Origin of the sequence: Ectobacillus ponti (assembly GCF_024294785.1) — a bacterium.
GTDB lineage: Bacteria > Bacillota > Bacilli > Bacillales > Bacillaceae_G > Ectobacillus > Ectobacillus ponti.
The window spans coordinates 186,437-206,873 of the sequence record NZ_JANCLT010000005.1 but is presented as its reverse complement, the minus strand read 5'-3'; the positions used below and the strand labels follow the sequence as shown (position 1 = coordinate 206,873).

Here is a 20,437-nt window from a genome sequence, read left to right as displayed (position 1 = left end):
TTCTTTTTGCGGCCTGCACAGACATGCCGGCCGCAACTTGTACATATGCTGATAGCAGCACACCGTTTGGAAGGAGATAGTTGCGATGAAATATGCTCTTACACTTGTGTCACTGCTGCTGGTTGGCGCCATGATCGTATTTGCCCCCTACCTTCGCGCGGTATATCAGAAGCAGACCACACAGCCCGAAAACAGCATTGTTGTTACGGCTCCGCCGCTGGATCCTGCCGAGGAAGCGCTGAATTTTGAGCTGGAGCAGCGATTGGAAAAGAAACAAAAAGAGGATGGATATGTAATGGAGACCTATCGGGAATATGAAATTTACCGCAGTGCCGACGGCTCTATTGAAAAAGAAGTGCCGACCTCCCACCTTTCTTATTTACGCTACGAAGCCAAGTAATTGCCCAAAAGCAGCAGCCTGCCCTGCTGCTTTTAAGCGCAACAAAAAAAGCCTTCTATTCAGAAAGGCTTTGTGCAGTACAATACGTATTAATTTGACAAATCCACAAGCATCCGTTCGCCGCTCGTCATCTTTGTGCCGCACAACGGGCATGCAGGATGGTTTTCCAAGGAGTAGTTTTTTCTCATCCAGCCCGCACAGCTTTCCGCTTCGCATTCCCAAACAGCCGTCGCCACTTCCTGTACCTCTTGCTGCTGCTTCTTCTTTCGGCTCCAGTACATGATATCTCCTCCTCATTATAAGTAAAAGAGACTGTCGACCCATGCCAACAGCCTCCTTTGGTGCGGAACTTACAGCTTTACAACGTTTGTTGCTTGCGGACCGCGGTTGCCTTGCTCGATTTCAAAGCTTACATCCTGGCCTTCATCCAGCGTCTTGAAGCCTTCGCCTTGGATCGCAGAGAAGTGTACGAATACATCTGCACCGCCTGGTACTTCAATAAAGCCGAAGCCCTTTTCGCCGTTAAACCATTTCACTTTGCCTGTTACTTTCATGTGTATTTCCTCCTTGTTGGACAAAAGCCAAAAATATAATATGCTGTTTTTATTTCCGATTACAAAATAAAAAATTCACACATTAGCAAACGTCAAAGGAACTTCATATCATCCTCTGGTGCTTGATAATATGTAAATCTCATCTGAATTCTGTTATACAATTACGACTTCTAGAAATTTATTGTACCACAGCTTTTACGACAAGACAATCCCTTATTTTCTTCACAAACAAAAAACAGCGGAGCTGCTGTTTTATAAGAACGGCTGCTCCGGCTGGTCGTTTTGTTCCCATACATGCTCCTGGGACTGCTGCAGCGCGCGCCATTGGGCCTCGGCAGCCTCCTTTGTCAGAAAGAAGCGAATTGGCGTCGTCTCCAGGCTCATATCCACATGCACATTCTTAAAACCGTAGCCTTTGATGAAATACGTCCGCGGATTTGGCGGATGTACGGGTCCGTAGAGCTGCATTGCCTCCTCATACGAATCTGTAATCACCGTCTGTCCGTCCAATTCCACCTGATATGCCTCCACAAACTGCCATCCGCCGATCTGTTGCTGCAAGTACATGCTCAAATCGTCCCCCTCCTTTCGTTTGTATACAGATACGATTATTGTCTGCCGCTTTCCTGCTCTCATACACCAAAGATATTCCGACATTTTTGGTGGTTTTTTGCAGCCTTCTGCTGATTTCCGTATTTCCGTGCATAATAAGCGTATCCATATGAAGAAAGGAGCACTTATATGGCTGAACAGATTGAAATTCAAGGCTGTATCCTGCCGGGCAGCCATGCACAAGGTATGGATCACGGCGAGTTTCTGCAAGAGTTGAATGCTTTTCTGGCACAGCACGGCTGGACCTTTTCCGGGAGCACGCGCCAAACGGAGGGATCCATTGCTGTCATCCCTGATCCCATCCCGCCGGAAGAGCCACCGCTGTAAGAAGGCGGGGGACAAAGAGCATACTCTTTGTCCCCCTTCGCTCTATTGCAGCACTGACCAATCCTGCGCTTGGCCCAGGTTCAGTCCGAACTCCTCCAAAAACAGCCGCAGGATGATCTCCGCATTCTCTTCCCCGCCGACATACCATGGAGAGAGCGCCACCGTGATGACATCCCACTGATAAGCGTTTTTGATATAGCGCATTTGCTCCCGAATGGTTTCTTCATCCTTCAGCTTTACATCACCGGGCTCCTTCACCATCTCCAAATACTCCGTAAAAATATCGAAATCAATGCTGAGAATGACGGAGTGGTCCGCACGGGACTGCCCGTCCAAATACGGCAGATACCCTTCATCCTGCTCATATTTCTGCAAATCTTCAATGGAAAGCAGATGCTTGCCGCGGTACAGCTCCAGACGTCCTTCGGGCAGCGCCGATTGCAGGCTGGCGATATCCTTCTCTTCCCAGCGGGACAAATCCAGCGGCTCCCGGTCTTTTACAGACTTATGCTTCGGACATACATATACAACCTTTTGGATCGTTTCACGGGCGAATGCCGCGAAAAGGTAATTATCCATCCCGACAATCTTCTGATGCCCCAACACCTCACGCGTGAGCGGATACAGCTCCCGCGCCGATTTTGCTTCTATAACTCCAGGCACAATCGCGCCGTCATAGGCGTCATCCATGTGATTATCCAATTGAAATACAGTGGCGTTTCTTGTGGTCCATCCTTGCTCCAGCGCATGCTCCCAGGCAATAAACCCCCAATTGTGCTCACGCAAAAGAAATACATGCTGCTCAGGAAATACAACCTTCCAGGATCGGTCCTCTCTCCATCCCATGCTTTTCACCCTTCCCTTCTGTTCTCCGGCTGTACGGCTAAAGAACGGATCGCATTACCCCTCTATTATGCCCCGGACAAAAATCAAACTTGCACAGCGCAAAAACGGCACTTCTCCTCATTGCACCATGGATGTCTTGCATACATACCGCAGCAGCGCCCATCTTGCTGCTTCCACAAGCTCCTTTTTCGGCGGACAGTCACCCATTTCAGCCAGATTCAATACTGTATATTGTGATGTAAAGGAGGAGTGGAATCATGGTACAGTTGTACGACAAGGAAAGCCTGCTGCAGGATGCATCCGTGCTGGAGGCATGGCAGCAGCAGGCTTTCTCGGCATTTATAGACAAAATGAGCGACAAGGAACATCCATTCCCTTGTATTCCCGGACAAACCGGCTTTATGCAAAATCACTTGCGCTACAGTTTCATTGACGATTTGCGCACACACGATGCAGCCCGGCAGCTGGCCGGACTGATGAAGGAATACAGCAGCTGTTCCCGGGACACAGGCCGATACGCCTCTCTGATCGTGTTTATTCACACGCCGGAGGATTTGATCCAGAGCAGCACCGTCGAGGACTTTGAAAAGCTGTACTGGTCGCTGATGAATGAAACAGCAGCCTTGGATGAAAAGGAATGGCCGGCGCATATCCCGCAGAACCCCATGCAAAATACGTGGGAATACTGCTTCCACGGGGAATCGTATTTTGCTTATTGCGCCACACCTGCTCACGTGCGGCGGCAAAGCCGGCATTTCCCCTGCCTCATGCTGGCGTTAACTCCCCGCTGGGTGCTCCTTGAAGTGAATGATACAACAAGCTTCGGCAAAAAGATGAAGCAGATGGTGCGGGAACGGCTGAAGAAATACGATACAGCCCCGATTCATCCAGCATTAAAATGGTATGGCTCAGCAGATAACTACGAGTGGCAGCAGTACTTCCTGCGCGATGATGAAACGATACCCTCCAAGTGCCCGTTCCACCGCATGCTCGGGCTTAAGAACAGGAAAGACAGCTGACCCTTTATACATGAGAGAAAGGATTCCCCAGACTTATTCGCGGAATTCTTTTTTTCATGCCCGCCTGCATAAGTTTTTTCGGGAAATTCACATCTTTGGTGGTACAAGCAAGAATGGCTGAATACAATGGGTACAAGTGAGGGGTTGTCAGCCTATTTCTTTCCGCGGAGGTGTTTACAATGGGAGTATTTCTCGGCTACGTATTTCTGGGGCTGTCTCTGTCGGCGCCCATCGGCCCAATCAATGCCGCTCAATTGGACAAAGGCATCCGGAATGGATTCTTTCATGCCTGGCTGCTCGGGCTCGGCGCACTGATGGCGGATGTATTATACATGATGCTCGTCTATATGGGGGTTGTTCATTTCCTGACAACAGATTTTGTAAAGTCCTTCCTTTGGTCCTTTGGAACTTTTGTCCTCTTCTATACAGGTGTAGAAAGCTTGCGCGGAGCCGGCACCATTGCGGTGCAAAGCGACAAAGAAGATGAATCCATGATGAAGTCGTTTGTATCCGGCTTTTTCATGTCGCTCTCCAATCCCCTGACCATTCTGTTTTGGCTCGGCATTTTCGGTTCTGTTCTTGCCAAAACGGCTGCTATGTACAGCCGCGATATGCTGCTATTGTACAGCATGGGCGTCATTCTCGGCATTTTGCTGTGGGATGTGACCATGGCCAGCGTCGCCAGCAGCTTCCGCAAGTTTCTAACCCCGCGCCTTTTAACGGTCATTTCTATCCTGTCCGGCTTGTCACTTATTGCATATTCTCTCTACTTTGGCTATCAGGCTTATCAGACCATTTTTGCCTCCTGACCTACATAGCAAGAGCCTCTGCGGAACTTCACAGAGGCATGCTCTCATTTCATCTTTCTCAGCTGCTTTCCTTTTGTCTTCCATACCTTGCTCATTCTCCAGGTCACCAGGCCGATAATCACCAGAAACAGGAGACTGACGAGTAGGCCGGGGCGCGTCTCCTTTTGCAGCAGTGTACCGGTAATGGCAAACCCCACCAGAAGCAGACCGCTTAAGCTCTTGATGTGATCCCAGATTGTCAGATCCAATAGCTTGCGGAACGACAACAAAATGAGCAGCCAAGTGTATAGCAGCATCAAACCGGCGGCCGTGGTAATGTATTCGTAGATGGTTTTGGGCAGGAGCAGCGCAACAACAATAGAAGCCACCAGCCCAAGAGCTGTCATAAGCAGGGCTGGAAACGATACCTGCTGATTTTGTTTTTTCGAGAAAAATGCCGGCGCATCCCCGTCATCCGCCAGGTTCATCAGCACGTTTGTCACGGCGAAAAGTGATCCGACCATCGTGGAAAACCCAGCCATAATGAGCACCGCATTAAAGAAAAACGGAACATACGGAATGTGGTAGTCATGCAGGGCAATCACAAATGGACTTTCCTTTTCATTAAATTCCTTCCACGGAACCATGGACACCGCCAACCCAATCGATAGGATATAGATGACCGTCAAGATAAGCAGCATGACCGTCCCCGATTTAGTCGCATCCTTTGGCTGCGTCAGCCGTATGGTCATAAGCCCCATAATCTCAATGCCCCCATATGCATAAAAAGCATACAGCAGGGAAGCCCACAGTCCGTTTCCTCCCTTTGGAAATAAGGCGTGCATATCAGTCGGGAGCTTTGGTTTATAGCTGCCGCCGTCAATCCAGCCAAATAGAGCTGCAATCGCTACACTGATGAAGGCAATGATGGCAAGAATCTTCAATACAGCCAGCCCGTTCTCCAGCTTTTCAAACGCCTGAAATCCGATAAAAATAACAAGCAGGCCCGCCACAGCATAGACAGATGCCAACATCCAGAGCGGCACCTTCGGAAACCAGTACCTCGTAAAGATGCCAAGTCCAGTCAGCTGGCTCCCCATAATCAGAAGCTCCGACGACCAATACACCCAGCCGTTTCCAAATCCGGCTCCATGGCCGAACGCTTTCTTGGCATATGTACGGAAAGAGCCCTGCTGCGGGTCGGCAACGGTCATTTTGGCCAGTGCCTCAAACACGACATACGTTCCATACCCGCCCAAAATGAACGCAATGATCACAGAAGGGCCGCCCAGCTTGATGCCGAGGCTTGAGCCCAGAAAGAAACCCGTTCCAATCGTACAGCCGATGCCAAGCAGGGAGAGCTGCCACCATTTCAGACCTTTCTGCTGCGGCTGCTGATTGCCGGTTGTACATGTCATATGTATTCCCTCCTCATGCTGCTTTTATTGTGCCATGGCGCAAACAGCCTTATGTATAGAAAAAAGACCAGCTTGGACCGGTCTTTCTTCGGGAACAACCTATTTGCGGGCAAGCCTTATACAGATGGCTTATCCGGCCCTTCCAGCTTTTTGTCACCGTAGCCAGGCTGCTTTTCCCGGTTCATCTGCTGGCTGCTTTTTTGCAGCTCCTGCATTTTGCTGTCATTGCTCGTACGCTTTGCCATGTCTTTCACCTCTTCCGCAGTTTGTTCCTCTTTACTTTGCTTCAAAGCCGGCAAAAGATAGATGGAAATTTCCTCCTGACCGCAATTGACGGAACCCGCCTTCGTCCCTATACTTGAAACAGACATAAGAGCAGCCTGCTGCAGAACGAAAACGGGTGATACAATTGAACTTTGAGATCAACTTTCTCTCCTTCTATGTGGTACAGGTGGAGGGGAGCGGCGAACAAGCCGCCAAGCACTATAAGCATTTTCAAACGTTGGACGTGGAGGAATACGAGGACAGCTCTTTGAAGCAGTTTCTAGGCGGTGAGCTTGAGAAAATCGCTAAGCGAAAAGCAGAACGACACCCTAAAACAGAGGGTGTGCCGACAAAAATTGGACGATTTCCGGTTGAGGAAGGCTATGATTTAGCCTCCAATCCAAACTATAACCTGTTCCAGCGCGTCCGAAGCGCGGAAACGAAGGAGCAATTCCAGCACGTCAACGAGGCATTTGTATATTCCTATCTCGACACAAGCGCAGTGCGCGGCGGTGTATTCCTTGTTGTACAGGCAAAGCTGCGCCAATATTTTAATGATCCATTTGTCTTTGTCCTGAAATGCGATTTCGAACCAAAGGTTGCCTCCATTTCAGACGAAGCCACACTGATTCGCAACGTGGAACTGGCCATCACAACCAAGAACATGAAGTCCGTTATGTACCCTTATATGCCCGAGGGAGGGATGCTTGAGGAAGGCGAGGTCAAAATCCACCAGGCCTCCCATGCCCGCTATTTTGAGGACTTCCTGAAGTTTGTGGAATACGGCGAATCCATGCCGCAAATCGTGAAAACACAGGTGATGGGCATGGTGTACGACAGCATTGAGGATGTGTTTGAGGAGGGCAGCGAGGAGCGGCAGCAGTTTGAGGAAGCGATGGAGATTTGGTCGGCGAGCCCGAAGCGGGAACTCATGGAGCATTTTACGACGGAGGAAGTCGTGGAAGCAGCAGCCCAGATTGTCGAGCATACACCCGAGATTGAACTGAAGCTGAAGATGGACCATATCTCGGTGAAAGGCTTGTTGGCGGACTTTGGCGACCAAATTCACCTGGCTAAAGTGGACAACCGCTATGTCCTGATGATTGAGGCGGATTCCATCCTGTTTGAGAAGGGCTTCTCACCGGTGGAGTTTTTAAAGCCGGATGATTTGCACCAGGCTGTGGAGCGGATTGTAAGAAAAGTGACTTTGTAAATCAGGTTTATACACATATATAAGCAGAAGCAGCTGTCTGTAGACGATGTGGGAGCATGTTCTCCCTTCTTTGTCTACAGATAGCTGCTGTCCTACCTGCTTACACGGCATTTGCTTCCTCTTTGTACACACGCACCCTGTTCCGCCCCTCTTTCTTGGCAGCATACAAGGCTTTATCTGCTTTGTTCAGCAGCCCGTCCAATGTCTCTCCCGCACATTGTGCCGCCCCTGCCACTCCGCAGCTTACCGTAACAGAAACCGCTCCTTCGGCGGTCAGCAGTTGCCGCTCCTCTATAGAAATGCGCAAATGATCTGCCAATGCTTCTCCTTCCGAAGGCGTGTATCCACTCAGCGCAAAAACAAACTCCTCACCGCCATACCGGGCAAAAAGCGCGCCTTCCCCCAGCTCAGTTTGAAAAACCTTTACAACATGCATAAGCAGCTGGTCTCCAATGTGGTGGCCATATGTATCATTCACTCTCTTAAAGTAATCCACATCCATCAGAATTACCGTAAAGGCGGAATGAGCGTTCTGTGCCTCCGCAAATTCCCGGTTGCACTGCTGAAAGAATGCACGGCGATTATAAATTTGTGTAAGTTCGTCGTAATATGCTTGATGCTCCAGTTGAATCTGAAGGATCTTCAACTCAGTGATGTCCGAGACAATAATGAGCACTCCTTTGCCGGCGGCGTTATACTGCAGAGGCAAAGCGCGAATCTGGTACGTCCGCGCTGCATCCTGAACCATCAGCTGTACCTCCCGCGTGAATGGAACAGCCTCCAGTTGAAAGGGAAATGCACCTCCCGAGAGCCGGAACCAAACTTCATGGAAGCCCGATCCAAACACGGAGGCATCCAATTCAGGGAACATGTCCCGGATTGCCTGGTTAAACTCAATCAAACGATTTGATTTGTCCAATACGATGACGCCATCACCGATACTGTTGAAAATGACCTCCTTGGCAACAGGCATTAACGAAAACATGCGGGATGAGCGGATGGCCCACAGATACAAAATGGATGACAGCCATAAAACCATGGGCACCGGGTCAATTCCTTTTGGTGTGAGTCCCATCAAATAAATAAATGCAGTAAACATAGGAATAAACTGGCCGTACAGCAGAGAGATCAACTGCGGGCGGTAAGCCTTGGCTGTTTCTCTCCAACGTGAGGCCACCAACAGGAATGCAATCAGCATACAGGCGAAGGTAAAAATGCCATGCACTGCATACCAGATGCCAATTTCTGTATGAAGATAGGGAGCTCCCAGAGTCGGGTCGATTTCATACACTTTATAGAAAAAATGATGTAAATCATTTGTGGCAACCATGATGAAGCTGATGCATGGGATGCCCAAAAGCAAAAGGTACATTCTTCTTGTTATGTTGAATCCCAAATACTGCAGGATGAACAGAAGTCCCAGAGGGGCGGAAATTGGCATGCCTGTATACTGGACAATTGTCCAGAGCTTAATTTGCAGGATTGTTTTGGATAGCAGACTAAACGCAGAGGCAAAGCAATATACAGCTATAGATGTTGTATACAGCACGAAGATATTCACAATGCCTGTGTAATGGCGGCGCTTTAAAAAGGTGGATAAGGCTAAGTATAAATTGAACACGCCCGATGTACAAACAAGAGTAACATAAGATGTAAGATGTGAACTCACGATTTTATACCCCGTTTTAATAGATAGTTTCCTCTACTGTAACATAGACAGCCCAAGGATAAATACATATATGCCCGAAACAAAATATTTGATTGCAAGCATTTGGACGAAGCCTTTTTCTTCTGATTTCTTACATAGCTTTCCCTTCTTCCGCGGGACAAGTCTGTCCAAATCCTCTGCCCGCCTTCCATCGTTCCGGGGCAAAAGGCGTAAAAACGAAAGCGGACAGACCTTCCTTGCCGTTTCATGGAACAAGGGAAACAAGCGAAAGCGGGCATACTATTGAGGACGGCTCATACAAGGAGGCATATACGAAACAGGAGTATACAAAGAAGCATGAATCTGCCGCCCAAACGGAAGCAGCCATGTATGGACTGGGTCCAAGCATGAGCTTACAATCCATTTGCTTTGCCAACACCGAAAACAAGGATTTGGCTGAGCATCCGGCGCCTGATGATTCCCAATCAAAATCTCATTCAATAAAAACGTGCTCTGCTCTCAGCTCCCTTCCAATTGTAAGGATGCCATAGGAGCATGCCGGTTGTTTCCGCCTGTCGGTCGGGGATCCCGGATTGAACAGCAGCAGTTCTCCCAAATATTTCATTATTGGAACGTGCGAATGACCAAATATCAGACAGTCCAATTTCTCTCCAGCAAAAGCGGCCATGGCCCGCTTTTCTGTTGTCTTGCCCTTTCCGTGCCCGTGAACAATGCCGATCCGGAATGCAGACACGTGCAGCAGCTGCTTTTCCGGAACATGCTGCCGGATCTCCGGGCCATCTACATTGCCCGATACACCGGCCACAGCAGCATACTGCGACAGCTCCTCGTACAGCGCAAGACTTTGCCAGTCTCCGGCATGAATGATGAGGTCTGCCTGCCGCAGATCCTGCAGCAGCATAGACGGCAGCTTTTTGGCGCGCTTTGGCATATGTGTATCCGCCATCACAATAATGCGCATGTATGTGCTCCTTTCCAAAATCATTTTTTCGACATTCGAAAACGCTATCAATGTTATTGCCAGATTTTATTTTACAATATTTCTGAAAAACCTATTGGTTTCTTCATTCCAGGTATGGTACTATGCTTATCGGGCGCAAAAAAGACGAAGATATAAAATTTTTAAACAATTCGAACTTTACAAAAATTATATCTTGTTATACAATCAACTCATCGCTCAACAAAATTCGACAATCGTAAAGCGAGGAAGGAGTTCATCATGAGTTTATTCAGAAAAAAATCGGTGCAGCACCTGATCAGCGAAGCTGGCGCAAAAGGTGCGGGCCTGAAAAAAGATTTAGGTGCGTTTGACCTGACCATGCTGGGAATCGGCGCAATCATCGGGACGGGGATTTTCGTTCTGACAGGTGTTGCAGCTGCGACACATGCAGGTCCTGCCCTTATCATTTCATTCGTACTATCCGGTCTCGCCTGCGTATTTGCAGCCCTCTGCTACGCAGAATTTGCTTCCTCCGTACCTGTATCGGGCAGTGCTTATACGTACAGCTACGCAACATTCGGCGAACTGTTCGCCTGGATTTTAGGTTGGGACTTAATTTTGGAATACGGCGTTGCCTCTTCTGCGGTTGCAGCTGGCTGGTCCGGTTATTTCCAAGGCTTGCTTGCAGGCTTCGGCATCCACTTGCCTACAGCTTTGACAAGCGCTTATAACCCTGCAAAAGGAACGTACATTGATCTTCCAGCTATTCTTGTTATTCTTGTGATTACGTTCCTGCTGACGCAAGGTGTGAAAAAGTCCGCGCGTTTTAACAGCATCATGGTTCTCATCAAGATTTCCGTTGTGCTTCTGTTCATCGCTGTAGGCGTATGGCACGTAAAGCCGGCTAACTGGACACCATTCATGCCATTCGGCTTCCAAGGCGTTGCAACAGGTGCAGCTACAGTATTCTTTGCTTACATCGGCTTTGACGCAGTTTCCACTGCCGCTGAAGAAGTACGCAATCCAAAGCGTGACATGCCAATCGGCATCATCGCATCCTTGGCAGTATGTACGGTTCTGTACATTGTAGTTTCCGCCATTCTGACTGGCATCGTGCCTTATACACAGCTGAACGTGAGCAATCCGGTTGCTTTCGCTCTGAATTTCATCCACCAGGATTGGGCTGCAGGCTTCGTTTCCCTGGGTGCGATCATTGGTATCACAACAGTTCTTCTTGTTATGCTGTATGGACAAACTCGTCTATTTTATGCGATCAGCCGCGATGGTCTTTTGCCAAAGGTATTCTCTAAAGTAAACCAAAAGACACAAACTCCGCTTGTAAACTCTTGGGTAATCGGTATCGCCGTTTCATTCTTTGCCGGCATCCTGCCATTGAACAAGCTGGCTGAACTGACAAACATCGGAACATTGTTCGCTTTCGTTACTGTATCCATCGGTGTTGTTGTCATGCGCAAAACACAGCCGGATCTGAAGCGCGGCTTCACAGTTCCGTTTGTACCGGCTATTCCGATCCTGGCTGTTCTATTCTGCGGCTACCTGATGATTCAACTTCCAGCTACAACTTGGATTACATTCGTGATTTGGCTGGCTGTAGGTCTGGTCATTTACTTCCTGTATGGACGCAGAAACAGCGCCCTGAATGAAGCAAACCAATCTGCAGAACAAGCAAGCTAACGACCGGACATGCATGGGTCTCCCGTGCATGTCTTTTTTTGCAAGGAATCCTTCACCTGCCCCCTTCATTCTAAATTCCCTTCCACACTTCCCTGTATTTGCACCAGGCACTCCTCTTCCGTGTCTGGGGGCTGCTGGATGATGGGCTGCTGACTTCAGCGACACTGATGATCTCAATCGCATCAGCATGGTGCAGCAGATTCACGCAGACACGGACCGGCTTTCTCCGTCCATCTCCTGTCACATACACACTGTCTGCGCACATCTCCTGCTTCTTTAAAAGAGCGCTGTACTTATCACGCAGTTGTGCTTCACTCAGTTCAGAAACAGTCAATGGATTCACTGTATGGATTTCCTGCCTGTCATACCCAAATTCCCGGCAGAATGCCTCATTCACATACTGAAAGTAAAATTTGGTGCTGAGATGTTCTTTTCTGATGATAGAACATGCGTAAGCGGAATGCTCATACTTCTGCATGTAAAACTCCCGCTGCCTGGCTGTTCTCATGCTATGGTCCCGCACAAGCGTACGGCCGCTAAAATAGGCGGTTATATAGATGAGGAAGTAAAAAGGCACGGAAAGCGTATGCCGCCAACGAATATGGTCCACAAGTCCGGCTGCATCCACGATGGGCTCTCCGACAAGCCCGCAAAGCAGGGCTGCAGCAGCAGCCTTCCCCCATATACTGACATGCGGCAGAACCTGGTATGAAAGCATAAAACATACAGGAATCAACGTTAAGTTCCAGGGCAGCAGACCCGCTGTTGCCGGAATCACTTGCACATGATAACGCCATAATCCATGGGCAAGGCCAATCGTGTCCAGACATACGGCAAATAGAGCGGCTACAATACCTGAAACCATGTATTGGGAAAAGTATGCTTTATCATGCCAACGCAGCCAGAGCAGCCAAGGAACAGCAGACAGGAGCAGGGCTGTATACCATTCCCATGTCTGCAGCATGCCTTGCTGCCAGTATTCTGTCAGGACCCGGTAGCCTTGCTCCGCCGTATCATATCCCTCTTGCAATGCAAATATCATTTCTATCACCTAATATTCAAATCATATTTACTATTATTCATGACAAAATATATAATTCTTAAACAAGTCTCCGTGAGAAATATGGCTGGGATTGCTTATCCAAATAAAAAAGAATGGTTTTTTCTTCATATGGAGAAAATGTGAGAGTACCCCATAAGTCAGGAGGAATCAGACATGAGCTTTGAATGGTTTCATCGCATGGAGAACGCTGTCAGACAAAGCCTGCCGGACGTTTGTGAAAGCATTGAGAACTATGATATTGTGTTTGAAACAGACATCACCACGAAGCATCCGCTTTTCATTTTCACCATCGATGATGAGGATTTCGGCGAAGATGACTTCTGCTTAATTCATTATGACCCGGTCAATCAGGAGTTCTATTCCCATCATTATGATGAGAAGGCTGATATTCAGGTCAAGGTCATGTTTGAAAATCTGGATGATATGCTGCAATTCATCCATACGGCTTTCCATGAATACCTGGATGAAATTGATGCTGATGCGGCATGTGAAGATGATTTTGACGAAGATGAGTACGATGACGAGTACGACGATGAGTACGATGAGGAAGAAGACGTGTACGAAGAGGAGCAGGACACTGATATTGAATGGCTGCCGGGCGACAAGTACATTCATATTGAAGAAAACAACACGGAGCATGAGACACAGCTCACCATCCACTATCGGATTGGACGGGTTGTCGAGACCGGAGATGGCGTACTGATGCGCAGCACAATTACCCGCGAGGACGATGAAGATGAGGAAGAGGAAGGCATTATGCTGTTCTTCAAGGAGGAAGAGGCGCCCCACATCGCCGATTTGGTGCAGCAATACCTTTCTCAAACACAATACTAAGGGCAGCCTCAGCTGCCCTTCTTGTTGATTCCCCTCAGCTTTTGCGCATATGAAGCAAGCGGCTACATGTGCTTCGTTTTCCCCTCCCGGTGCAGCAGCTTCTGCTTTCTCCCCTTCCGGTACAGCCGGTACGCGCGGCGCACAAAGTCCAACAGCGCATAAGGCACAGGAATCGGATACTTATATAAAAAGGGCTTGTAGATAAGACGGTATGCCTTCACAAGGTCTCTCCATTTCCGGTCCTCCTGCTCCTTATAGAAATCGGAAACGTCCACGACATATCCTCTTCCCTCATGCATCATGACATTTTTGCCATGAACATCACATGGCCTCAATCCTCTTTTCCTGGCATACACCAAAGCTTCTTCAATGTCTTGAATTACCTGCTCGGGAATCCGCACTCCCCGGTGGATTGTTTCGTACAGGGTGAGGCCATGCAGGCGCTTCAGCACCAGATAGGTATTTCCCCGATGGAGGAGATGGGAATAGGCCGGGTGCTGGCCCAGCTGCTTGTATACCTGTGCCTCCTGCTCAATTCCCTCATAATCGCGGGCATACACCTTGACCACCCACCGCTTCTCGGCATGATAGGTAAAGACAGCCGCATAATTGCCGACACCAATACAGGTCCAGCCGGCCGGCACATGCTTGACTTCAATCGGTTCATACGGGTCTTCACTTTCTATTTTCAAATGCCGCAGCAGGCCTTCCTCTGCCGCTTGCACAAATGCCTCCACATTCATTTCATCATCCCCACGCTTCCCTTCTCCCTTTCTATTGTAGCGCAGGAGCCGGCGTCATCCTATACTCTTTTTTGCCTGTCCGGATGCTGCAGCAGTCTTTTGCCGTGCGGCATGCCGAAAAGGGCCGCTGAAGCGGCCCCTTCTTGTCCATCATGATGCAAATCGATAATAAAGGAGGAGGAAGGTTGCAAGCACAAAAATAAAATTTAAAAACACGAAGACCATTTGGTCCAGCCTGGTTTTATGCATGGCAATCGGCGGGTAATAAAAGGATACGCCCTCAATGATAAAAATCAGCAAGATAATATGGATCATCAGATGCCCGACCACCTCCGTGTAGCCAAAAATGGTGGTGGTCAAAATAAATAGAATGGTGACAACAACGGCGAGCAGACGGTTCAAAATGCCGACAACAAGCAAATACCCGACAACAAACTCAATATAGGCGGCGAGCACAATGAACATATCCGGCGGAAAGCCGAAGGTGGGAACATGATGAGTTTGAATAATATCAACCGTCATAAACGGGTATACCCACTTCTCCACCGCGACCCAGCAAAGCGATAAGCCGGTGCCGAGATAGAGTGTAGGAAAGCCCCACTCCTCAAGCCTTGTTTTGCCGATGAACAGCACCCAGATAATGGCCAGATAAAAGCCGTAATCCAGCATATGAAACAAGCCGGCCTGTGATGTAACATAGAGGAATAGAGCAAGAAGCAAGGCCGCAGCGACCTTTGTGGCGGCATGATGCGGAATGACCAGAACAGCAATGGTGATCCAAACCCAAAGCATTTCTCCTGTATGTGTAACCCGAAACTCGGGAGCAAATACAGTGCCTGAGAGAATTTGCACCAGCAGCGCCAAGGCGGTGCCATATTTCAAAATATAACGCGACCACTTCCGGTACCCTGCCAACGCTTCGTCCAACCGTTTGGCCAGCGGCAGGTGCATCAGCTTTGGCAACAGCTGTGTCAGAACGGCCAATACAAGAGCCACCAATAAGGCGATCCCCATAAACAGGGGGGACAAAATATGTTCAATCGGCTCCTTGACAGGAGCAACATGGGTGAACCATTTTACATGCGCGTACGCCCATACAGGGCTGAAAATCATCAGCATCCCTGCAAGCAGGAAGACAAGCTGCTTTCGCGACAGCATCATTTTACACCTCTTCCAACCTTTTATTTGTATTATCCGCCTACAGTACAGGCTTATACCTCAATTCCGAACACCCTGTGAACATGTGCGAAATATCACAGCAATCCGCCGCCCTCTCTTTTACAATAAAGACAAATAAGCTTAGGAGGAGATGACCATGAACGGACAAAATTGCGCATACTCGCAGCTCGCTTCTTCCCATAACGGCACATTATGCCGGGCACTCTCACAATTCAAGCAGGAGCACCAGCCATTACACGCACAAAAGCTGGAGCTGTTTCAGCTCGCTGACAGCATTCAGCGTACAGCAGACATGACCGCCGCGCGCGGGAAACTGCTGGAGCTTGAGCAGCTTGTGCTTCGTTTCATGGATGCTCTCGAGCCGCACTCTGAGCGGGAAGAAGCACTTTTATTCCCGATGATGGCTGCCTATATCGGCAGAGAAACAGGTCCCATTGCCGTAATGGAATATGAGCACGAACAAGCAAAGGGAAAAATCGCTTCCTTCCTCTCCGGCATACGGCAGCTTCCAGATCCTCTGACGCCGGAAGAAACGGCAGCTCTGTCTCTTCTTGTGATGGATGCTTACTCTATTCTGACAGACCACTTTTTCAAGGAAGAGCAGGTTTTATTCCCAATGGCGGAGCAAATCCTCTCCGCTGCCGAAAAAGAACAGCTGGCCCAGGCATTGATGTAAGGGCTCCTGCTCCTCTGAGCAGGTTTTTTTGTGCCTCCATAATTAATTTTTTATTTATAGATTGAAATATAAAGATTATAAATGATAAAATCTGTATAATGCTAGAAAAGGGAGGTATTATACATGAATTTGGCATTCTTTAAAAAAAAGGACTCGCTGCACAGGCTGCAGGAGCGTGATACATACCAAAGCAGCATTGAGCTTACGCTTTACAACCAGGACCTGCGCAAGCAGGCGGACATGCTGCATCTTCAGGAGGATGACCTGCTTATTTTAAAAAGCATCCAGCCGCTAATGGCTCCTTATATAGACCAGTTGGTGGACCAATTCTATGAGAATTTGCAAAATGAGCATTCCCTGACAGACATTATTCGCACACACAGCTCGATTGACCGGCTGAAGAATACCTTGAAAATACATATCCTGGAGACCTTTGAGGGACAAGTGAACCATGAATTTGTCTCCAAACGGCAGCGGATTGCCTGGCGCCATGTCAAAATCGGACTGCAGCCGAAGTGGTATATGTGCGCCTTCCAAGAGCTTCTCCTTTCTATTTCTGATATACTTGCTTCTCTGCTGCCCACTCCGGAGGAATATCGCCTGGCTGTAAAGGCTGTAAACAAGATTTTCAGCCTGGAGCAGCAGCTCGTGCTGGAGGCCTATGAAGCAGAGTCAGAACGTGCTCAGCGGGAAACTGAGCACGTGAAGGAGCGTGTGCGGGAAGAAGTCAATCTCGTCGCTTCGCAGCTCGCGGCGATTTTGGAAACAACCAATTCTTCCGTTTCGCAGCTGAGCGGCCGGACACAGGATTTGGCGACATTGGCAGGCCTGGCGCTGGAAACCGCCGTCCAAACCGAAACAGCCGCGACAAAAGGCATGGAGGATTTGGACCACCATCAGCGGCTGATGAACCGGATTCAGCAAAGCACCGAGCAAATCATTGACAAAATCACGGTGCTGCACCACGTTTCCAATGAGATCAACAGCATTGTGAACATTGTAAAATCCATTGCCGAACAAACCAACCTGCTTGCTTTAAATGCCGCAATCGAAGCGGCGCGGGCCGGTGATTCCGGAAAGGGCTTCGCCGTTGTCGCGAACGAGGTGCGGAAGCTTGCGGAGGAGACGAAGGTGTCTGTTTCCGGTGTCTCCAATCTGATTCTGAAAATCAACGAGCAAATCGCGATCACCTCTGAATGCATTGGCGAAGTTGCCTCACTGACGAAAGAAAGCAATGAGCAGATGCACGAAATGAACCGCTATTTCGAAACCGTGCTGGGCAGCATCAATGAGAATAAGGAGCAAAATGAGCGGACGCAGCAGGAGCTGTCGCGGGTTGCCAGCCAAATTCAGGAAGCAAGCCGGGCAGTCAGTGAAATTGCCGGGTCGGCCGAGCAGCTGAAAAGCTTGTCCAGCCAAATTTAAATGGATAACTCCCTTCCGTGTGCCCATACTAATGAGCGTAAAAGGCTTCGGAAGGGGGGAGTAAGCGATATGTATACAGCGCGGGCAAAGGAAATCGCCGAGTCTGGAGCACATGCAGTAATTATGTACGAAGGACAGTCTGTTTATATTCAGCATGTGGATGAACAAAACGGGACAGCACGTATTTTTCCGCTGCAAAACCGGGAGCAGGAGCTGACGGTTCCTGTCAGCAGTTTAACGGAGATGTAAGAGAGGAGTGTGTGTAAAGCATCCGGCCGGATGCCTTGCATGCGCTCCTTTTCGCAGTTTATGCCAGCACGTTTCTGTAACAAAATTGTCTTTTTCTCCTCCGCATCTTCCCTGCATGATGGAGAAAATAGAAATACAATAGTAGTAAGAAAACATAAGGAGGAATTCCCATGAGAACCAATCCTTGTCCGCTTTCTTTTTGTCCGCCCCTCCGCCGTCTGCAGCAGGAGCACGAGGTGCTGCAGCAGCACCTCTTAAGCATTCTGCAGGCCGGTGACCATATCAGCTTGCAAGTCTCCTACGAGGAAGACCTGCTGCCGCTTCGCCGGCAGGTCAAAGCCTTCTCACAGGCACTGTTTGCCCATTTCCACCGGGAAGAAACACTGTTATACCCGCTGCTTGCCAAGCAGCTGCAGACAAAATACGGCCCAATTGCCGTAATTGAGTTCGAGCACGAGCAAATCCGTTTCCACCTCCGCACCTTTCTTGCGCATACCGAGCAAATGGCAGGACAGCTGCCGCGTGCAGAGGTAAAAAGTCTGCTGTATCATTTGACAGAGGCCTGCGACATCATGGCCGGACACTTTGAAAAGGAAGAAAGCCTACTGTATCCGCTCGCTGAGAAGCTCCTGGACACACAGGATAAGCATTCTCTCGCCAAAACGATGGATGTGTCATAAAACGGCTCCATTTCTTGTGACTTCGCTCACTGCCGTTCTGTATGCGCTGCGCTATGCTAGAAGCATATGACACATACAGGAGTGAGACAAATGGCATTTACAAAGGATTCAATTGTCGGTGAAATTGTAACTGTATTCCCAAAAGCAAGTGATTTGTTCAAGGCAAACCGTATCGACTTCTGCTGCGGCGGCAATAAAAGCTTGGCAGAGGCAGCCGCAACCCGCGATATAGATGCAGAGGCAGTGCTGCAGACACTGAATGAACAATATGCCGCCTATGGGGCAAAAGACAGCGGCCACGACTGGATGAGAGAGAGTCTGTCTGATCTTGTGGAACATGTGGTCAACACTCATCACCAATATTTGAACGAAGAACTGCCGCAGCTCAGCCCTTACGTCACAAAGGTGCTTCGGGTGCACGGAGGCGGCCAGCCGCACCTGGCGGATATGCACCGGCTCTTCCATGAATTGAAAACAGAGCTTGAACAGCACACCATCAAAGAGGAAGCCAGCCTCTTCCCGCTGATTACAGCGTATGAACAGCATCCGACAGCGGAAAACCTGCAAAAAGCGGCAGTTATGCTGGAGGAGCTGGAAAAAGAACACGATGCCGCGGGAGATCTTATGAAAATCATCCGTGATGTGACCAGCGACTTTACCCCGCCCGCCGGCGCCTGCCGTACCTATCAGATGGTATATAAGCGCTTGGAGGAGCTGGAATCCGATTTATTCCAGCATGTACATTTGGAGAATAATATCCTGTTCAAGCGGTTGTCTGCATTGTCCCAGGAAGCCGCTGGATGAGGCTCGTATAACAGATTGGCAACAGAAAGGACCGCTCTTATGCTGCTTAAGGCTGGGCGGTTCTTGTTTTTGTAAATGCCATCTGTCCCCTCCCCCCAATTCATTTCATCCCCAAAACAGAAAGCCACATCCCTTTGTTACAAAAGAAGCCTAGTACGATTTTTCCTTCAATGGCCCTTGTCTGTATCCATACATCTCTACCGCCTGCATTCCTAAATTTACTTTTGTCACATTTCATGATAACGTGAAGAAAAAAGGAGGATTTTCCGTGAAATATGCCATTGTAACCGGAACATCGCGCGGCCTTGGCGAGGCTATTGCCAAGCAGTTGATTGAACAGGGCATCATCGTGCTGTCTATTTCCAGGCATCGCAATGAAACGCTGGAGCTGCTGTCCAAGGAAGCTGGTGTGCCCTTCTATCCCTTTGCCTTTGACCTGCAGCAAACAGCAGAAATTGAAGCGTTTATGAATGAAATCTTTGATGTGCTGGATTTGGACAGCGCCCAGGCCATTTCTTTAATCAATAATGCAGGCATGCTGGATCCCATGAAGCCGGTGGAACGGGCTGAGGCCGCCGACTTGATCCAGAACGTCAATGTAAACCTGCTGGCCCCGATGCTGCTTACCTCCCAATTTTTGAAGCGGACGAAGGAAGCCATGCTGGAGCGGCGCATTGTCAATATTTCTTCCGGAGCCGGGAAGAATCCATACTTCGGCTGGGGAGCCTACTGTACGACGAAAGCGGGACTTGATATGTTCACCCGCTGTGTCGCAGCAGAGGAAGAGAATGAGGAGTATCCTGCGAAAATCGTTTCCTTTGCCCCGGGTGTTGTGGACACAGACATGCAGTCCCGCATCCGCAGCACGAGCAAGGAGGATTTTTTGAATGTCGAGCGATTCCACAGCCTAAAGGAAACGGGACGCCTGCTGTCCCCGGATTACGTGGCGGCCGCAATCGTACGGCTGCTCGAAGCTGAGGATTTCCCCCAGGGCGGCGTAATTCGAATTGATGAGCAGTGAAAAGAGGACAAGCAAAAA

The 20,437-nt window shown here is 49.1% G+C and carries 24 protein-coding genes; 13 read left to right on the top strand and 11 right to left on the bottom strand.

What is annotated here, in order from left to right:
• Positions 1 to 85 precede the first annotated feature (85 nt).
• The gene (locus NK662_RS11690) at positions 86 to 400 is read left to right on the top strand and encodes a hypothetical protein (protein ID WP_254759117.1); all 315 of its coding nucleotides are present in this window, start codon (positions 86 to 88) and stop codon (positions 398 to 400) included.
• A gap of 89 nt (positions 401 to 489) precedes the next feature.
• Here the strand turns inward: NK662_RS11690 and NK662_RS11685 are convergent, their stop codons facing one another.
• The 3 genes from NK662_RS11685 to NK662_RS11675 all read right to left on the bottom strand — a co-directional run bounded on the left by NK662_RS11685 (position 490) and on the right by NK662_RS11675 (position 1,527).
• On the bottom strand, positions 490 to 681 hold the full coding sequence (locus NK662_RS11685) for a cold-inducible protein YdjO-related protein (protein WP_254759116.1): 192 nt from the start codon (positions 679 to 681) through the stop codon (positions 490 to 492).
• A gap of 69 nt (positions 682 to 750) precedes the next feature.
• Positions 751 to 954 carry a cold-shock protein gene (locus NK662_RS11680; protein ID WP_254759115.1) on the bottom strand — a complete coding sequence of 68 codons (204 nt, stop codon included), beginning with the start codon at positions 952 to 954 and terminating at the stop codon, positions 751 to 753.
• Positions 955 to 1,206: 252 nt separating this feature from the next.
• The gene (locus NK662_RS11675) at positions 1,207 to 1,527 is read right to left on the bottom strand and encodes a hypothetical protein (protein ID WP_254759114.1); all 321 of its coding nucleotides are present in this window, start codon (positions 1,525 to 1,527) and stop codon (positions 1,207 to 1,209) included.
• 168 nt (positions 1,528 to 1,695) lie between these two features.
• Here NK662_RS11675 and NK662_RS11670 point away from each other — a divergent pair, with 168 nt between their 5' ends.
• Positions 1,696 to 1,893 (top strand): hypothetical protein, encoded by a 198-nt coding sequence (locus NK662_RS11670; protein ID WP_254759113.1) that lies wholly within the window; start codon positions 1,696 to 1,698, stop codon positions 1,891 to 1,893.
• 42 nt (positions 1,894 to 1,935) lie between these two features.
• Here NK662_RS11670 and NK662_RS11665 read toward each other — a convergent pair whose 3' ends face one another.
• Positions 1,936 to 2,739 carry a UPF0489 family protein gene (locus tag NK662_RS11665; RefSeq protein WP_254759112.1) on the bottom strand — a complete coding sequence of 268 codons (804 nt, stop codon included), beginning with the start codon at positions 2,737 to 2,739 and terminating at the stop codon, positions 1,936 to 1,938.
• Between the two features lie 257 nt (positions 2,740 to 2,996).
• On the opposite strand from NK662_RS11665, the gene NK662_RS11660 reads away from it, so the two are divergent.
• Both NK662_RS11660 and NK662_RS11655 read left to right on the top strand, forming a co-directional pair.
• Positions 2,997 to 3,758, top strand: coding sequence for a YqcI/YcgG family protein (locus NK662_RS11660; protein WP_254759111.1), 762 nt, complete (start codon positions 2,997 to 2,999; stop codon positions 3,756 to 3,758).
• Between the two features lie 179 nt (positions 3,759 to 3,937).
• Positions 3,938 to 4,567 carry a LysE family transporter gene (locus tag NK662_RS11655; protein WP_254759110.1) on the top strand — a complete coding sequence of 210 codons (630 nt, stop codon included), beginning with the start codon at positions 3,938 to 3,940 and terminating at the stop codon, positions 4,565 to 4,567.
• A 44-nt stretch (positions 4,568 to 4,611) separates the two neighbouring features.
• Here the strand turns inward: NK662_RS11655 and NK662_RS11650 are convergent, their stop codons facing one another.
• Both NK662_RS11650 and NK662_RS11645 read right to left on the bottom strand, forming a co-directional pair.
• Positions 4,612 to 5,964, bottom strand: coding sequence for an amino acid permease (locus NK662_RS11650; RefSeq protein ID WP_254759109.1), 1,353 nt, complete (start codon positions 5,962 to 5,964; stop codon positions 4,612 to 4,614).
• Between the two features lie 116 nt (positions 5,965 to 6,080).
• On the bottom strand, positions 6,081 to 6,335 hold the full coding sequence (locus NK662_RS11645) for a hypothetical protein (protein ID WP_254759108.1): 255 nt from the start codon (positions 6,333 to 6,335) through the stop codon (positions 6,081 to 6,083).
• Between the two features lie 38 nt (positions 6,336 to 6,373).
• On the opposite strand from NK662_RS11645, the gene NK662_RS11640 reads away from it, so the two are divergent.
• A complete protein-coding gene (locus tag NK662_RS11640) occupies positions 6,374 to 7,441 on the top strand; it encodes a DUF3900 domain-containing protein (RefSeq protein WP_254759107.1) in 1,068 nt (355 codons plus the stop codon).
• A gap of 100 nt (positions 7,442 to 7,541) precedes the next feature.
• On the opposite strand, the gene NK662_RS23740 is transcribed toward NK662_RS11640, so the two are convergent.
• Together NK662_RS23740 and NK662_RS11630 are read right to left on the bottom strand one after the other, a co-directional pair.
• The gene (locus NK662_RS23740) at positions 7,542 to 9,110 is read right to left on the bottom strand and encodes a histidine kinase N-terminal 7TM domain-containing diguanylate cyclase (RefSeq protein WP_254759106.1); all 1,569 of its coding nucleotides are present in this window, start codon (positions 9,108 to 9,110) and stop codon (positions 7,542 to 7,544) included.
• Positions 9,111 to 9,582: 472 nt separating this feature from the next.
• Positions 9,583 to 10,071 (bottom strand): metallophosphoesterase family protein, encoded by a 489-nt coding sequence (locus NK662_RS11630; protein WP_254759105.1) that lies wholly within the window; start codon positions 10,069 to 10,071, stop codon positions 9,583 to 9,585.
• Between the two features lie 258 nt (positions 10,072 to 10,329).
• Here NK662_RS11630 and bcaP point away from each other — a divergent pair, with 258 nt between their 5' ends.
• Positions 10,330 to 11,745 carry a branched-chain amino acid transporter BcaP gene (gene bcaP / locus NK662_RS11625; protein ID WP_254759104.1) on the top strand — a complete coding sequence of 472 codons (1,416 nt, stop codon included), beginning with the start codon at positions 10,330 to 10,332 and terminating at the stop codon, positions 11,743 to 11,745.
• Positions 11,746 to 11,815: 70 nt separating this feature from the next.
• On the opposite strand, the gene NK662_RS11620 is transcribed toward bcaP, so the two are convergent.
• Positions 11,816 to 12,787 (bottom strand): CBO0543 family protein, encoded by a 972-nt coding sequence (locus tag NK662_RS11620; protein ID WP_254759103.1) that lies wholly within the window; start codon positions 12,785 to 12,787, stop codon positions 11,816 to 11,818.
• Between the two features lie 174 nt (positions 12,788 to 12,961).
• On the opposite strand from NK662_RS11620, the gene NK662_RS11615 reads away from it, so the two are divergent.
• The gene (locus tag NK662_RS11615) at positions 12,962 to 13,642 is read left to right on the top strand and encodes a hypothetical protein (protein WP_254759102.1); all 681 of its coding nucleotides are present in this window, start codon (positions 12,962 to 12,964) and stop codon (positions 13,640 to 13,642) included.
• Between the two features lie 62 nt (positions 13,643 to 13,704).
• Here the strand turns inward: NK662_RS11615 and NK662_RS11610 are convergent, their stop codons facing one another.
• Both NK662_RS11610 and NK662_RS11605 read right to left on the bottom strand, forming a co-directional pair.
• On the bottom strand, positions 13,705 to 14,385 hold the full coding sequence (locus tag NK662_RS11610) for a serine/threonine-protein kinase (protein WP_254759101.1): 681 nt from the start codon (positions 14,383 to 14,385) through the stop codon (positions 13,705 to 13,707).
• Positions 14,386 to 14,535: 150 nt separating this feature from the next.
• Positions 14,536 to 15,546 carry a DoxX family membrane protein gene (locus NK662_RS11605; RefSeq protein ID WP_254759100.1) on the bottom strand — a complete coding sequence of 337 codons (1,011 nt, stop codon included), beginning with the start codon at positions 15,544 to 15,546 and terminating at the stop codon, positions 14,536 to 14,538.
• A gap of 154 nt (positions 15,547 to 15,700) precedes the next feature.
• Between NK662_RS11605 and NK662_RS11600 the strand changes: the two genes are divergently transcribed.
• The 6 genes from NK662_RS11600 to NK662_RS11575 all read left to right on the top strand — a co-directional run bounded on the left by NK662_RS11600 (position 15,701) and on the right by NK662_RS11575 (position 20,419).
• The gene (locus NK662_RS11600) at positions 15,701 to 16,240 is read left to right on the top strand and encodes a hemerythrin domain-containing protein (RefSeq protein ID WP_254759099.1); all 540 of its coding nucleotides are present in this window, start codon (positions 15,701 to 15,703) and stop codon (positions 16,238 to 16,240) included.
• Positions 16,241 to 16,363: 123 nt separating this feature from the next.
• A complete protein-coding gene (locus NK662_RS11595; RefSeq protein WP_254759098.1) occupies positions 16,364 to 17,665 on the top strand; it encodes a globin-coupled sensor protein in 1,302 nt (433 codons plus the stop codon).
• A gap of 69 nt (positions 17,666 to 17,734) precedes the next feature.
• Positions 17,735 to 17,914, top strand: coding sequence for an H-type small acid-soluble spore protein (locus NK662_RS11590; RefSeq protein ID WP_254759097.1), 180 nt, complete (start codon positions 17,735 to 17,737; stop codon positions 17,912 to 17,914).
• Positions 17,915 to 18,084: 170 nt separating this feature from the next.
• Positions 18,085 to 18,594, top strand: a complete 510-nt coding sequence (locus NK662_RS11585) for a hemerythrin domain-containing protein (protein ID WP_254759096.1) — start codon at positions 18,085 to 18,087, stop codon at positions 18,592 to 18,594.
• A gap of 90 nt (positions 18,595 to 18,684) precedes the next feature.
• Positions 18,685 to 19,398 carry an iron-sulfur cluster repair di-iron protein gene (gene ric, locus NK662_RS11580; RefSeq protein WP_254759095.1) on the top strand — a complete coding sequence of 238 codons (714 nt, stop codon included), beginning with the start codon at positions 18,685 to 18,687 and terminating at the stop codon, positions 19,396 to 19,398.
• 268 nt (positions 19,399 to 19,666) lie between these two features.
• Entirely contained in the window at positions 19,667 to 20,419 is a 753-nt protein-coding gene (locus NK662_RS11575) for a (S)-benzoin forming benzil reductase (RefSeq protein WP_254759094.1), read from the top strand.
• Positions 20,420 to 20,437: the final 18 nt, after the last annotated feature.

Bases quoted from the DNA above. Each gene is read 5' to 3' on its own strand.
- NK662_RS11590 (WP_254759097.1), top strand. From the start codon at position 17,735: ATGTATACAGCGCGGGCAAAGGAAATCGCCGAGTCTGGAGCACATGCA.
- NK662_RS11690 (WP_254759117.1), top strand. From the start codon at position 86: ATGAAATATGCTCTTACACTTGTGTCACTGCTGCTGGTTGGCGCCATG.
- NK662_RS11645 (WP_254759108.1), bottom strand. From the start codon at position 6,335: ATGTCTGTTTCAAGTATAGGGACGAAGGCGGGTTCCGTCAATTGCGGT.
- NK662_RS11630 (WP_254759105.1), bottom strand. From the start codon at position 10,071: ATGCGCATTATTGTGATGGCGGATACACATATGCCAAAGCGCGCCAAA.
- bcaP (WP_254759104.1), top strand. From the start codon at position 10,330: ATGAGTTTATTCAGAAAAAAATCGGTGCAGCACCTGATCAGCGAAGCT.
- NK662_RS11685 (WP_254759116.1), bottom strand. From the start codon at position 681: ATGTACTGGAGCCGAAAGAAGAAGCAGCAGCAAGAGGTACAGGAAGTG.
- NK662_RS11585 (WP_254759096.1), top strand. From the start codon at position 18,085: ATGAGAACCAATCCTTGTCCGCTTTCTTTTTGTCCGCCCCTCCGCCGT.
- NK662_RS11595 (WP_254759098.1), top strand. From the start codon at position 16,364: ATGAATTTGGCATTCTTTAAAAAAAAGGACTCGCTGCACAGGCTGCAG.
- NK662_RS11605 (WP_254759100.1), bottom strand. From the start codon at position 15,546: ATGATGCTGTCGCGAAAGCAGCTTGTCTTCCTGCTTGCAGGGATGCTG.
- NK662_RS11615 (WP_254759102.1), top strand. From the start codon at position 12,962: ATGAGCTTTGAATGGTTTCATCGCATGGAGAACGCTGTCAGACAAAGC.
- NK662_RS11600 (WP_254759099.1), top strand. From the start codon at position 15,701: ATGAACGGACAAAATTGCGCATACTCGCAGCTCGCTTCTTCCCATAAC.
- NK662_RS11670 (WP_254759113.1), top strand. From the start codon at position 1,696: ATGGCTGAACAGATTGAAATTCAAGGCTGTATCCTGCCGGGCAGCCAT.
- NK662_RS11650 (WP_254759109.1), bottom strand. From the start codon at position 5,964: ATGACATGTACAACCGGCAATCAGCAGCCGCAGCAGAAAGGTCTGAAA.
- NK662_RS11660 (WP_254759111.1), top strand. From the start codon at position 2,997: ATGGTACAGTTGTACGACAAGGAAAGCCTGCTGCAGGATGCATCCGTG.
- ric (WP_254759095.1), top strand. From the start codon at position 18,685: ATGGCATTTACAAAGGATTCAATTGTCGGTGAAATTGTAACTGTATTC.
- NK662_RS11655 (WP_254759110.1), top strand. From the start codon at position 3,938: ATGGGAGTATTTCTCGGCTACGTATTTCTGGGGCTGTCTCTGTCGGCG.
- NK662_RS11620 (WP_254759103.1), bottom strand. From the start codon at position 12,787: ATGATATTTGCATTGCAAGAGGGATATGATACGGCGGAGCAAGGCTAC.
- NK662_RS11665 (WP_254759112.1), bottom strand. From the start codon at position 2,739: ATGGGATGGAGAGAGGACCGATCCTGGAAGGTTGTATTTCCTGAGCAG.
- NK662_RS11680 (WP_254759115.1), bottom strand. From the start codon at position 954: ATGAAAGTAACAGGCAAAGTGAAATGGTTTAACGGCGAAAAGGGCTTC.
- NK662_RS11610 (WP_254759101.1), bottom strand. From the start codon at position 14,385: ATGAATGTGGAGGCATTTGTGCAAGCGGCAGAGGAAGGCCTGCTGCGG.